General features: G+C 38.7%; 12 protein-coding genes. 5 read left to right on the forward strand and 7 right to left on the reverse strand.

Going from position 1 to position 13,110, the window contains the following annotated elements; translation table 11 throughout:
• Positions 1-256: 256 nt before the first annotated feature.
• The 3 genes from ftsX to ftsY form a co-directional block, all read right to left on the reverse strand.
• A complete protein-coding gene (gene ftsX, locus HRT50_RS14310) occupies positions 257-1,231 on the reverse strand; it encodes a permease-like cell division protein FtsX (RefSeq protein WP_291615646.1) in 975 nt (324 codons plus the stop codon).
• Positions 1,215-1,922 (reverse strand): cell division ATP-binding protein FtsE, encoded by a 708-nt coding sequence (ftsE, locus tag HRT50_RS14315; RefSeq protein WP_291615649.1) that lies wholly within the window; start codon positions 1,920-1,922, stop codon positions 1,215-1,217. The genes ftsX and ftsE overlap by 17 nt, the downstream gene beginning before the upstream one ends.
• A 136-nt stretch (positions 1,923-2,058) precedes the next feature.
• Positions 2,059-3,651, reverse strand: coding sequence for a signal recognition particle-docking protein FtsY (gene ftsY, locus HRT50_RS14320; RefSeq protein WP_291615651.1), 1,593 nt, complete (start codon positions 3,649-3,651; stop codon positions 2,059-2,061).
• Between the two features lie 137 nt (positions 3,652-3,788).
• Between ftsY and rsmD the strand changes: the two genes are divergently transcribed.
• Both rsmD and HRT50_RS14330 read left to right on the forward strand, forming a co-directional pair.
• Positions 3,789-4,427, forward strand: coding sequence for a 16S rRNA (guanine(966)-N(2))-methyltransferase RsmD (gene rsmD / locus HRT50_RS14325; protein ID WP_291615653.1), 639 nt, complete (start codon positions 3,789-3,791; stop codon positions 4,425-4,427).
• Positions 4,428-4,518: 91 nt separating this feature from the next.
• Entirely contained in the window at positions 4,519-5,127 is a 609-nt protein-coding gene (locus HRT50_RS14330; RefSeq protein ID WP_291615669.1) for a methylated-DNA--[protein]-cysteine S-methyltransferase, read from the forward strand.
• 101 nt (positions 5,128-5,228) lie between these two features.
• Here HRT50_RS14330 and HRT50_RS14335 read toward each other — a convergent pair whose 3' ends face one another.
• The 4 genes from HRT50_RS14335 to HRT50_RS14350 all read right to left on the reverse strand — a co-directional run bounded on the left by HRT50_RS14335 (position 5,229) and on the right by HRT50_RS14350 (position 10,406).
• A complete protein-coding gene (locus HRT50_RS14335; RefSeq protein ID WP_291615655.1) occupies positions 5,229-6,839 on the reverse strand; it encodes a serine hydrolase in 1,611 nt (536 codons plus the stop codon).
• 47 nt (positions 6,840-6,886) lie between these two features.
• The gene (locus tag HRT50_RS14340) at positions 6,887-7,543 is read right to left on the reverse strand and encodes a YjaG family protein (RefSeq protein ID WP_291615657.1); all 657 of its coding nucleotides are present in this window, start codon (positions 7,541-7,543) and stop codon (positions 6,887-6,889) included.
• Positions 7,544-7,909: 366 nt separating this feature from the next.
• Positions 7,910-9,469 (reverse strand): hypothetical protein, encoded by a 1,560-nt coding sequence (locus HRT50_RS14345; RefSeq protein WP_291615659.1) that lies wholly within the window; start codon positions 9,467-9,469, stop codon positions 7,910-7,912.
• Between the two features lie 157 nt (positions 9,470-9,626).
• Positions 9,627-10,406 carry a SapC family protein gene (locus HRT50_RS14350; protein WP_291615661.1) on the reverse strand — a complete coding sequence of 260 codons (780 nt, stop codon included), beginning with the start codon at positions 10,404-10,406 and terminating at the stop codon, positions 9,627-9,629.
• 167 nt (positions 10,407-10,573) lie between these two features.
• Between HRT50_RS14350 and HRT50_RS14355 the strand changes: the two genes are divergently transcribed.
• The 3 genes from HRT50_RS14355 to HRT50_RS14365 form a co-directional block, all read left to right on the forward strand.
• Positions 10,574-10,876, forward strand: coding sequence for a hypothetical protein (locus HRT50_RS14355; RefSeq protein WP_291615663.1), 303 nt, complete (start codon positions 10,574-10,576; stop codon positions 10,874-10,876).
• 291 nt (positions 10,877-11,167) lie between these two features.
• Positions 11,168-12,073: a LysR family transcriptional regulator gene (locus tag HRT50_RS14360; protein ID WP_291615665.1), complete on the forward strand. Its 906-nt coding sequence runs from the start codon at positions 11,168-11,170 to the stop codon at positions 12,071-12,073.
• Positions 12,074-12,190: 117 nt separating this feature from the next.
• Positions 12,191-13,110 (forward strand): lyase family protein (locus tag HRT50_RS14365; protein WP_291615667.1); only part of this gene is annotated, 920 nt, incomplete at its 3' end.

Genomic DNA, 13,110 nt, shown 5'->3' on the forward strand with positions numbered 1-13,110 from the left:
TTTTGGGTAAGGTAAGTTGCATTGTTTGACTCATAAAAATATCTCCGTTCTCTTCTTTAATTCGCCCGCGATAATAACATATATTGCCACTCTTTGCGATAGCGAGGATATGAACATAGCCTAAGAGAAAGGGCAACACAAGTCGATCTTTCAAATTGTATATGAATTAAATGTGACAGTTTATGTATGGCGTTGTTTAATAGTATTAATCCACCGAATAAACAAGAAAATAACTTACCGTACCTGGCATTAGCAGTTAATCCGCATTAGGCTCTATTGCTTTGATATGCTGACTTACCGAGATATAACTACCAAGTAAAGCAAGTGCAACAGCAAAAGCTATCAGCATTAACGCTTCACTGCCCGATAGTCCCTGTAATTGAAAGCTACTGTGATAAAGCTCAGTTAAATCACTTATGGCATAACCTAAGTACCAAGCAAGTAGTGTTACGGCTATATATGAAAGTATGCCGCCAAATATACCGTACCAGATACCCGAATATAAAAAGGGTCGTTGAATAAAGCTATCGGTTGCGCCAACTAATTTCATAATAGCAATAGCATCTCTTTCATTTAATATCGCTAATCGAATGGTATTACCGACAATAAGCACCACAGATAAACATAACAACAGTGCGACACCAAGGACAATATCTTCAATTAAGCGTGCTATGGCTTCTAAACGTGTTAACCACTCTAAATCGAGCTTACCTTGTTCAACTTCACGTTCATTAGTCAGTTTTGCTAATAAGGCATTAGCCGCTTGTGCTTGGCTGGCTCTTTGTGTAGGTGTCACCAGCAGTGTCGCTGGCAAGGGGTTTTTATCTAAATATTCCAGTGATTGGCCAAAACCAGATAAAACTTTAAACTCTTTTAATGCCTGCTCGGCGGAAATATAACGAACGTCTGCGACGTCGTTATAAAGGCTAATGCGCTTTACCAGGTTTTGAGCACTTCGCTCACTGGTGGATAGCTTTAGAAATAAGGTGATTTGCGAGGCGCTGTCCCATTGCTCGCTAACTTGCTCAGCGTTCTTAACAAAAAGGTGCAGGGTTGCTGGCAATGCCAAACTGATACCTAAAACAAAAATAGTCATCACGGTAGTAAAAGGTGTACGCCATAAATCCCCTAAACTACCTATTGCTTGCTGAACATGTCGTATGGGTAAGGTTAATATCCGCGCCAATAAGCTTGAACGTGCTTTTAAACCACTACTATGAATATTGCTCATCAGTAGCCCCCTGCGCTTGTAGGCCGTCAACAATACCATCATTAATCATGGTGCCCTCTTTCAGAGTCAGAGTGCGGTATTTCATCCGGGCAATTAAACCTAAATCATGGGTAGCAATTAACACAGTGACACCTGCGGCATTAAACTCTTCAAATAAACGAATAATATCTAGGGATAATTTGGGATCTAAGTTACCGGTTGGTTCATCGGCTAGCAGAATAGGTGGTTTGTTAACTATGGCGCGGGCAATACCAACACGCTGTTGTTCACCGCCAGAAAGCATATGTGGATAACATTTTAACTTAGCCGATAAATGTACTTTATCTAATGCGGTTGCAACACGCTTTTTAATTTCTTTGTGACTGACACCTTCGATAATTAAAGGTAGCGCGACATTATCAAAAACAGTGCGGTCTTTTAGTAAGTTGTGACTTTGAAAAATCATACCTATACCACGACGTACATAAGGTACTTGTTTGTATTGAATATCGGCTAGTTCGGTATGATTTACTTGGATGCTGCCAGAGCTAGGTTTTTCCATTAAGGAGATTAATTTTAACAAGGTACTTTTACCTGCACCTGAATGGCCGGTTAAAAACGCCATTTCACCGCTTTCCAGACTAAAACTCACTTGTTTTAATGCCAGAAAACCGCCTGGATAGGTTTTATTTACCTTATTGAAATTAATCATATTATTTTTATATTTCGCCGTGGTTAGCAGGCTAACTTAGCACAATTACCCTAGAATACTCAAACGACTTCAACATGCTTGCTCGATATTGCTAAGCAATTCATTACTGTGCAGTGGCTTGAGTATCAATTTATATTTATTTACTAAAAATTGCCTCGATGTAGTCATCACCATTAAAGGGTCTTAAATCATCGATGCCTTCACCTACACCTAAATATCTAATAGGGATATTGTGTTTATCGGCAATAGCAAAGACAACACCACCTTTAGCGGTACCATCTAGCTTAGTTATGGTTAAACCCGTTAAACCGACCGCTTCATCAAACAACTTGGTTTGACTTAAGGCATTTTGCCCGGTGCCCGCATCAAGGGTTAACATCACTTCATGCGGAGCATTAACGTCTAATTTTTTCATCACCCGGACGACTTTTTTCAACTCTTCCATCAAGTGAGCTTTATTTTGTAAACGACCCGCAGTATCAGCAATAAGGACATCAACTTTACGTGCCTTTGCAGCACTAATGGCATCAAAAATAACCGAAGCACTGTCAGCTCCTGTGTGCTGGGCAATAACGGGAACATCATTGCGCTCACCCCAAACTTGTAATTGCTCAACAGCTGCCGCTCTAAAAGTATCGCCTGCAGCTAACATTACTGATTTACCTTGTGCTTGAAATTGCTTAGCTAGTTTACCTATGGTGGTGGTTTTACCAACGCCATTTACGCCAACCATTAGGATGACAAAAGGACCTTCACCCTCAGGGATAACTAAAGGCTGACTTACGTTAATAATGGTTTTCTTTAATTCTATTTTAAGTAAATCATATAAGGCTGAAGCATCTTTTAGCTGTTTTCGACTCGCGCTTTGCGTTAATGAATCGATAATTTTCATGGTGGTTTCAACACCAACATCGGCCAATAACAAATGCGTTTCTAACTCTTCAAACAAGTCATCGTCAATTTGTTTTCCGCGAAACAAGTCAATTAAGCCGCCACCTAAATTTTGTCTAGTTTTGCTTAAACCTTGTTTTAAGCGAGCAAAGAAACCCAGCTTAGTTTCAGCTTTTTCTTCAGATTTTGATGCAACGCTAGGCTCAACTTTAACTTCGACCACTTCTGCAGTAAGAGCAACTGGACTGTCTGTTTTTTCTGCCGTATCTAATGCTAACTCGTTTTCTGGCTCAACTGCAGCAACATCTGCAACTTGCTCAGCTGCTGCCATTTCGGTTAATAACTTGGCATCAGGCAACTCTTCACTGACTAAGTCACTCGCCAAGGCACTGGTTGTTTCAGTTTTAACAGCTGGAATTATTTCTTCAGCTTCAGGCGCAAGTACTGGCTCTGTGCTTGATTCAACAGCTAGCGGCTCAGCAATCTCGACATCATTATCTTGGCTATTGAGAACTGCGTCATCGACAACCGGACTAATAGTTTCTTGCTCGGCAACTTGCTCAGGAAGTTGTACCACTGTTTGTTCGGTTTCAAGTTCAGCGGAGTGCTCGTTTAACTGTTCGCTTGTTTGAACGCTGCCTTGCTCGACAATTGGCTCGACTATTTTCTGAACTTGTTGTTCTACAGGCTCAGCGATAGATTGTTGCTCAGGTTTGGTGGAGGGAAGAAGCTCTTTACTATTGACTGCTAGGGTTTCTTCTGTGCTTTCTTCAACGCTCGCTTGCTTGGCTTTTTTGCCAAAGCCAAACCAAGACAACATACCTTTTTTCTTCGACACTTTTAGCTACCTAATATTTAACAGCATGAATTTGTTTGGGGTTAAACCAATTGGATTAATTAATCTACTTGGTATAAAGGCCAAACAAGGATAAAATTGGCGCTATATTAGCACTTAATAACAAAATTGTCAGTGATATGAAACAAGCAAAAAAACAACATAATAAAAAGCCCCCTCTAGGGGTAGGTCATGGTAAACCTAGCGGCAAGATCCGTATTATTTCTGGTATACATAAAGGCCGAAAATTACCGGTATTAATGGCTGAGGGTTTACGACCAACAACCGATAGAGTTAAAGAAACTGTCTTTAACTGGCTCATGCCTTACATTAATCAAGCTAATTGCTTAGATTGCTTTGCTGGCTCTGGTGGCTTAGGTTTTGAAGCTTTGTCACGCGGTGCCGCCCAAGTAACTTTGGTAGAATTACATAGAGCGGCTGCTAAGCAACTACAAGCCAATAAAGAGCTACTTAAAGCTGATAACGTCACTGTTATTAATAGTGATGCGCTTTCGTTTCTAAAAGAAGGTTTTATTAAAGCAGAGCAAACGGTAAACGCAGCAAAGCCCTTTGATTTAGTTTTTCTCGACCCTCCTTTTAGAAAGCAACTAGTAGAGCAAGCAGCGCAATTATTAAATAACTATGGCTTGGCCGAAGAAGCTCTTATTTATGTTGAGATGGAAGCCGAAAGTACGCAGGTTATACCAGCGAATTGGCAATTACTCAAAGAGAAAGTCACCGGTCAGGTTGTCTATCAACTTTATCAATATCAAGGCTAATTTCATTTGTGGAAACAGACAGTTAAAATAATGTTCTGAAAATCACAGCAATGCAGTTAACTTATGGGAATGACTTATGGAGACAAAAAGTATGTTTATCGACTATCTCGACACGCCATTAGGTTTATTTGAATTTATGGCAACTGAGCAAGGTATCTGCCAAGCCATTTTCTGTGGCAATAAAGTTTGTGGTGATAAAGTTAGCGGTGAAAAACCTTGTGGCAATAAAGTTTGCGGCGATGACGCTTCTGCCAATAATAAAGCTGATAGCAAAACTAATAACATCACAGATCTATGTAAGCAGCAGTTAACTGAATACTTTTCCGGACAACGTCAGGTTTTTACCGTACCACTTGACCCGCAAAGCACGCCATTTCAGCAATCGGTATGGAACTGTCTAACAGAAATTCCTTTTGGTACAGTAAAGTCCTACGGTGACATAGCCAAAATGCTCAATAAACCTAAGGCTTCTCAAGCTGTTGGCGGTGCTAATGGTCGCAACCCGATCACCTTAATTGTCCCTTGTCACCGTGTCATTGGTGCTGATGGCTCTTTAACTGGTTATGCTGGTGGTATTGAACGTAAACTCTGGTTATTAAAACATGAGGGTGCAAAGGTAAAAGCATCGGATGAATACGCCCAATTAGATATCAATAATGTTATTCATAAACGACAAGCTAAAACACAATATCTTCGTTAACAATCTAACGACAGTTGCTTGGCTTAACTAATATTGATAAATAAAAACTAAAAAAGCAGTGCCGATAGCACTGCTTTTTTATTGATAAAATAACTATTAAGTTACTTTTTAGGCACTAGTTTTAAGTCATGAAAATCAAAACTAAAATCTGTCGCCCGCGATACCGCTTTCATGGTGGCGTAGCTAATATTACCTTCTGCATTTAAGTTAAAGTTAACAAAAGCATCAGCCTCTAGGGTTCTATCATGCCAACGGACAATAAAAGTATTATGCTGGTAATGCTCTAGAGTGCCTTTTAACGCTGCAGTATTGCCAAATTGCATATGCAGTTTATTATTTTTAAAGCTAATATGAATTTCGCCATACCAATTATCAACATAAGTTTGCGCATATTCAGCGAGTACCAGTGAGTGACTGGCATTTTTGTTTACCGAGTCTGCCATTTTTTCTAAGCGATTTTCTTCTTTGGCCTTACTTTTTTGCTGCTTATCATAATAATAAGCAATCCAATCTTTTTCAGGTAACTCAAGGTATTCATTTAAAATTTGTAAATAGATGGCATTAAAAGCATAACCTGATTGCTGATTGGTTAAAATCACCATAGCAAGATCTTCTTCTGGTACTAATACCACTTTAGAGACCATACCTAAGATGCCACCACTGTGATGAATTAACTTCACACCATGATAATCTTTCATAAACCAGCCTAAACCGTAGGCAGAAAAATGGGTTTTATCTTGTTTAGTCGCTTTATCCGAAACAGAGAGTAAGGTGCGCGGCTGCCACATTGCTCGGCTTTGCTTGGCTGAAAACAAACGTGATGCATTGCCATCAACACTACCTTCATCAACTAAGTCAGCATCAAGGATATCGCCGTACGCCCCTTGATTAAGCTGCGCTTGCAACCAAAAGCTCATATCATGCACACTTGAAGCAACTGAGCCTGCCGATGAGAATTTTTCTAAGAAATTACCGCCAACTACATTTAACTTGCCGTTAAGTGGCACATGCGCTCTGGCAACATTTTTATTTTGTTTCTCAATCAATGAATACGTTGCCCGGGTATTGTCCATACCAAGGGGAGTGAAAATTCGCTGTTGAATAACCTCTTGCCAAGGTTGGCCAGTAATACGAGTTATCACTTCACCAGCAAGAATATACATCAAGTTATCGTAAGCAAATTCACTGCGAAAGCTCGATACTTCCGGTAAATATTTTAAGCCTTTAAGGATATCGGCATTTGTTAAGCTAGTATTCGGCCAAATCATCAAATCACCGGCGCCTAGGCCTAAACCTGAGTTGTGCGCTAACAAGTCAACAATAGTGAATTCACGGGTGACATAAGCGTCAGGCATTTGAAATTCAGGAATAACGTCGATGACTTTAGTTTGCCAGGTCAACTTCCCTTCATCTACCAAGTTAGCCAATAATGCAGCGGTCATTGCTTTGGTATTAGAAGCTATGCCAAATAAAGTATCGACGGTAACTTTAGCCGACTTGCCCTGCTCAATAACACCAAAACCTTTACTCATCACCACCTTGTTATTTTTAACAATAGCAACAGCTACACCGGGTACCTGAAAAGTATCCATAGCTTGGCTAATGGCTTGTTCAATTTTACTATTTTTTTCAGCTATGCTACTTGCTTGTGCAGGAACAGCTAAAGACAAAATTAGTGTTACTGAAAACAACGTCCTACTGAGTAACTTCATAAAAACTTCCTATATGATTATTATTTTTTTCTGTGATTTTTCTGGAACTAAACGATTTCTATACCCAAATTAGATAAACCTTCAGATAAACTCATCTTTCTAGCTAACTTGCAGGTACGCTTATCGGCAGTGGCAAATTTTAGGAAATCGAACAACTCATTTTGTGTGTCTTTTTCCCATTGCATAAGTGGATGCTCATTAATTTGCTCTAGCGTGATAACAAGCTCTTCTGAGGCATCATGTTGAGTACCATCATTAGCCTCACCGGCTTCTTCAAGTAAAAGTAATTCAACATAATAACTAACACTATTGTAAGACAGGCGGCTGATACTTTGGATATCGTCAATATCAATTTCTGCTGCTTTCTGTTTCTTTACTGGCTTAACTTGCATTAATTGCCACATAGCCGATAACGCCATACAGGCATCTAACGCAGGGAAAACACCGAAAAAATCAAACGCTTCAGGGTCCGGAGTTTCAGCTTCTAACTTGAGTAGCTGAGCATCACTATTAATTTTCACTGTTTGACTGTTATCAAGCCATTGCCAAAGAATATCGAGTTGATTACGTAAAACTTTCGCATTACCAAAATCAGCAGCTTCACTAAACATTTGATAATTAGGTAACATGCGCTCAAGTAAAGCCGCAGAAAAAGCAATTTGGTGCCAATGACTTAACTTGGCGAAAGGAAGGTGAATAGCCACTTGGGTATGTACTCAGTTACAATAATTAACTGGATTATACCCAAGCTTCTTCAAAATGCGAATAAGCTTGGTATTGTCTTGACTGATTTGTATACCCGTTACCACTCAAAGTGCAGGATTTCAGTGGGAATTTAAAGGACTTTAGGCAAGAATAATAATTAAAACATAGTCATTCTATGCTTTGATTATGTAACGCGGTATAAAGTCATTTTAAACCCATCGAAGAAGCGCTTGAGCAACATTACTTCATCGGTGCTGTGATTTATAATGGAATAACCATTATAAATCACAGCACCTTGAATTGAAATTGCTCAAGCACTCTGAAACATGTATCTTGATTGGTAACGGGTATAAATATCGAAACAATTAGCTGGTTAATTGTTTTTGAGCATACTCGAACTTCAAACGATATTCGGTCAATTTATGTTCTAGATCATGGATTTGTTCGGTGAATTTAGTCGCTTGCTCACCATTAACACCAATAAGATCATGATTCTCATCACGTAAGAACTTAATGGTTTCTCTCACCTTATCATTTTCTTGCTCTTGCTTATCGCGATTACTATTAAAGCGATTTAAGATGTTTTCTTGGCCCTCCTGGGCGACCTTAACTTGCTCATTAAGCACAACAACCTCCTGTTGATATAATTTTATATCATTTTGTTCAGTGGCAATTTGCTTAGTCAGCTGCTCATTAGCTTTATCTAACTCAATAATTTTTTGTTGCGCCATTGCTTGTAATTGTTTTGCTTGTTCAGTCGCTGAATTAATAAGCTTTATTTCATCAAGCTGACTTTGTTGCTCACTGGCGGCCTGTTCATTTAGCTTAACTATTTGTATCTGATGGTCTGATACTTGTTGCTCAGCTTGCTCTTTAAACTTAACTAATTGCCCCTGATGATCTGAGTTTGTCTGTCTCGCTTGCTCTGCTAACTGAACAATCTTAGCCTGGAGGTCTGAGCTTTTTTGCCCAGCTTGCTTATTTTTATCCTGCTCAGTATCTATAGACTTTTGCTGGGCTGATAACTGCTGTTGCAATTCAGCCTTGCCATTTTGCTCTTGTTTAATTTGCTCATTTAAACTGATAATTTTTTGCTGTAAACCCTCGGCGACTTTTTCATTCGTTTGTTGCGCTTCAGCTTTAGCATGGCTGACTTCATTCTGAGCATGCTGCAATTTTTCTGCAAAAACATCCATTTGATGCTTGGCTGAGGCTTCAGCTTGAGCTTTAATGACTGTCATTGCTTCGCTTTGCTGTTGTTCACTTAACTGAAGCTTTTCAGTTAACACATCAAGCTGCTGCTTGGTTGACGCTGCTGATTGAACCTTAATCACTGAGATAGCTTCGCTTTGTTGGCTTTCACTGAATTGGATTTTTTCTTTAGCTGCAGTAAGTTGCTTGGTTAAACTTTGCTCTTGTTCTGTTAACACCATGATACGGCCATTTAAGCCATCAACCTCTTGACTTTTATCATTTAAATCTTGTTCAATTTCAAGTAATTTCTCTTCTAATTTATAGTCACTACTTTGTTTTTCGTCATGCTGTTGAGTACTGTGCTGCTTTGTCTTGAAGAGTTCTTTTTCTAAGCGCTCTATCGTCTCGGTAAAGTTGATGGTATTTTGAGTGAGCTCTACTTGAAAGTTCTGTTTAGTTGTTTCTTCATCGGCTTGTTTTTCTGCTAAAGCTTGCTTGAGCTTTAGCAACTCTTCTGCTTGTAGCTGCTGTTTGCCAGAAAATTGTTGCTGTAATGAATGTTCTTTTGCTGATAAATCTTTGCTTTGTTGATCGGTATTTTGGTTAACTTCCGCTTTAACCGCAGCAGTTATCAAGTCAGTTAACTTCTCTTCTACTTGAATGTAAACATCACTTGCTAAGCTTTGTATCTGCTCTTCTATGTCCTTAGAAAGTTTACTTTTATCGATCATTTTATTCTCATTATTATAAATCAACTACTGCCTCTAAATTACCACAGGTGCACCAGCACAGGAATATTAAAACGTACTTTTTTTAACAGAAAAGCACAAAAAAGGGGCTAAAGCCCCTTTTCTTTCATAAAAAACCAACTAGTGATTTACAATTTCATTAACTCTCAGCAACGGTTTCTTTCGTTGCTTCCTTCGCTAATGGTGCTATTTGAATGCCAGCAATTTGGTTTTTACCAGTAAGGTTACGAAGTTGCACTAAGCGATTCATTTGTGCAAGTGAACCTAACATTGCATAGATAGGTACAAATAAACCACGTTTATGGAAGTCTAAAACTTTATCATCAGCTAATGCTTTTATTTTATCTTCATTTACCGTGAAAAGACCGGTCAGTTTTTTCTTCTCACCAGTGCTTAAGTCAATTTTTAACTCCAGCTCTTGTAGTAAATCGTTTTCTTCTAGCTCTTTAATGAAGTTCTCTGTCATTTTTTCATTTTCATATAAACGACCAAGAGAGTTTTGCACATTAGTTAATAATTCGGACTCTTTACCTTCAGCTTCAAATAAGGCTAACTCTTTATCTTCACCAACAAATTCACTATCAACATCAACACAAGCCGTTAAGGTGTTTTCTTTGTCTGGATCTAGACCTAAGGCAAATGGTGCCATGCCAATGCTTTGAGGAACCGTTAGACCTGACCATTTTTCATCTTGATAAAATAAGTTTTCACCCGACTCCATACCCAGCATAGCAACACTGCGGTAACGTGGTGAATCTGGATTTTTTACCAATACAATAGGGAAACTTGCAGAAGCTTGTGCATATTCAGCAGCAGTGATAGTGATAATATGCTGATTAGCAACATGTGCTAAGTTTCGTTTTTGTGAAACTTTAAGGTTTTGATGTTTATCTTTTTTAATTGCTACAAAATTAGCCATGATTTTATCTCTTGTAAATGCTTCTACTGAGCATATTTTTATATATTGTAATTGAATTACTATAACTAGAATGTAATTACTGCGTTGTTATAAGTTATGGAGACACTTATTTGGCTTTCAATGCTAAACTTAATATTATTTTCTAAATGATTTTAAAAAACAGAATTATGCTCAGTAAATCCTTGGCTTTTTTCATTTTGCTATTACTTGCTACAAGCGCATTAGCCATGCCTAAAATAACGGTAAAGCATCAACGTAATATCAAGGGTTTTTCCGAAATACAAGTCAGCAATGCCACCATGGAGAACTTAATTTGCCATGTCGCCATTGATGGCCACAAGATACTATTTCGCCTTAAAGCAATAGAAGCCTCTAGGTGGTTTACCGCTACGGATGTACGCTTTAACCACACCCACTTTAGTGTTTGGTGTGATTATTTAAAATTACACCCTAAGTATCAAAAAGATTAGCATCCTGCTTAAATAACTAAATTTCGTCCAATAAAAACGACTACCTATAGGCAGCCGCCTTTCATTAGGTCGAAACAATTAAGTACCGAGACTTATAGGTAACGAGCTAAAAAGTGTCCGCATCCCTATGAGATACAAATCAGCTCGTTTGACCTACTGGCTTTACTGCTAATTAAAAGCTAATTTGTGCACCTAGGTAAACAAAGCGACCTTCACCACCGTATTTACTACTGTAATTACCGGTACCATCAATAATAAAAAATAAGTAAAAACGCTGATGAAAGTGGCAAGATGAATATAGAAACTAAATGGCTTAAAGATTTTGTGGTATTAGCACAAACTCGTAATTTTTCCAAAGCTGCGGAAATTCGCCATGTCAGTCAGCCAGCATTTAGCCGCAGAATTAAAGCGCTGGAAAGTAAACTGAATTGCAAAGTGGTAAATCGCTTACACCAACCACTACAATTAACCTTATCGGGTGAGATATTTTTAAAACGTGCCGAGAAAATACTCACTGAACTCGATTTACTCAGTGAAGAACTACAACAGCAAACCTTACGGACACCGTTGATATTTTCAGCAACACATACGCTATCAATCGGCGTTTTCCCCTCTATCGTTGAACACATCAATAAACTGCCATTTACTGTTGATACCCAACTCAAAATTGCTGATGCCGACGATTGTGCCAACTTACTCAAACATAACCATTGTGATTATTTACTCGCCTTTAGTGACCCCTTACTTGATGATTTCCACCATGATTCTATTTTATTGGCTAAGGTGAAGTTATTACCGGTTTGTCAGGCAAACGAGCAAGGTGAAGCCATCTATCAATTATCACAGCCAAAAAGTAGCGTGCCTTATCTAGCCTACCAAGAAAATATTTACCTCGACCGTGTTGTCAGTAAACTAATTAAAAATAAAGGCCAGCAAGTTAATTTTAATAAAATGCTGATGTCTCCCATGGCAGATAGCTTAAAAATGATGGCGTTAAAAGGCTTAGGTGTTGCTTGGATCCCTGAATTTAGCTTAGCGACCGAATTAGCCAGCCAACAATTAGTCATTGCCGGTGATGAACAATGGCAACCGGAATTATCATTACGGCTTTATCGCGCTAAAAAAATGCAGAACAAGCATTATTTTCAAAAAAAAATCTGGCAACATTTTCATAAGATAAACCTATCAGCACTATAAATATGAGGATAGAGCGACACTATGCACAACTTGCATAACTAGTCTTTCAAATAGGCACTGGTAATAACCCTTAGCAATTATTACCTTAGCGCCACTACCCATCGACCCGTAATAACAATGTCAGCTAGCATCTCCTCACTCAAAGAAAACAGCACTTATCGCATAGAAAAAGACTTACTCGGTACCATGGAAATTCCCCAAGAATGCTACCATGGCATTCAAACCCAGCGCGCAATAAATAACTTTAAGCTATCGGTAAAAAAGTTAACTGACTACCCTGAACTGATTAATGCTTTGGCTTATGTGAAGTCGGCTTGTGCCACGGCTAACTTACAACAAAAATTCTTAGATGAAGTCAAAGCCAATGCCATTATTAAAGCGGCTGAATATGTTCAAACGGGGCAGTTTAACAAAAGCTTTGCTATCGATATGATCCAAGGAGGCGCGGGTACTTCAAGTAATATGAATATTAATGAAGTACTGGCAAATATTAGTTTAGAATTACTGGATCATGAGAAAGGCCAATATCACTATTTACACCCGAATATCGATGTAAATATGTCGCAATCAACCAACGATGTTTACCCAAGTTCGGTACGTTTAGCGGTATTACTTAATCAAGAGTCGTTACTGACTGCCGTTGAGCAGCTAGTAGCAAGCTTTACTCATAAGTCGAAAGAGTTTTCAGGTATTTTAAAGTTAGCCAGAACTCAACTGCAAGACGCTGTACCTATGACCCTGGGTCAAGAATTTAAAAGCTTTGCTTCCACCTTAAGGGAAGACATCAAGCTAATAAGAAACATGGGTAAATTACTAACCGAGATTAACCTAGGTGGTACCGCTGTTGGTACCGGTATTAATACCCAAAGAGGTTATGGCACTATCGCCATTAATAAATTATCTGAGCTTACTGGTATTGAGTTTTCTGAAGCGGAAGATTTAATTGAAGCCAGCTCAGATATGGGTGCGTTTGTTATTTATTCAGCGACGTTAAAACGTTTCGCGTTAAAGTTATCTAAAATTGCCAATGATCTTAG

The organism is Colwellia sp. (assembly GCF_013215345.1).
Classification (GTDB): domain Bacteria; phylum Pseudomonadota; class Gammaproteobacteria; order Enterobacterales; family Alteromonadaceae; genus Colwellia.

What these genes read in the sequence shown, in the direction of transcription:
- ftsX (WP_291615646.1), bottom strand. Translation starts at nt 1,231, where the DNA reads ATGAGCAATATTCATAGTAGTGGTTTAAAAGCACGTTCAAGCTTATTG.
- ftsE (WP_291615649.1), bottom strand. Translation starts at nt 1,922, where the DNA reads ATGATTAATTTCAATAAGGTAAATAAAACCTATCCAGGCGGTTTTCTG.
- rsmD (WP_291615653.1), top strand. Translation starts at nt 3,789, where the DNA reads ATGAAACAAGCAAAAAAACAACATAATAAAAAGCCCCCTCTAGGGGTA.
- HRT50_RS14330 (WP_291615669.1), top strand. Translation starts at nt 4,519, where the DNA reads ATGTTTATCGACTATCTCGACACGCCATTAGGTTTATTTGAATTTATG.
- HRT50_RS14335 (WP_291615655.1), bottom strand. Translation starts at nt 6,839, where the DNA reads ATGAAGTTACTCAGTAGGACGTTGTTTTCAGTAACACTAATTTTGTCT.
- HRT50_RS14345 (WP_291615659.1), bottom strand. Translation starts at nt 9,469, where the DNA reads ATGATCGATAAAAGTAAACTTTCTAAGGACATAGAAGAGCAGATACAA.
- HRT50_RS14350 (WP_291615661.1), bottom strand. Translation starts at nt 10,406, where the DNA reads ATGGCTAATTTTGTAGCAATTAAAAAAGATAAACATCAAAACCTTAAA.
- HRT50_RS14355 (WP_291615663.1), top strand. Translation starts at nt 10,574, where the DNA reads ATGCTCAGTAAATCCTTGGCTTTTTTCATTTTGCTATTACTTGCTACA.
- HRT50_RS14360 (WP_291615665.1), top strand. Translation starts at nt 11,168, where the DNA reads ATGAATATAGAAACTAAATGGCTTAAAGATTTTGTGGTATTAGCACAA.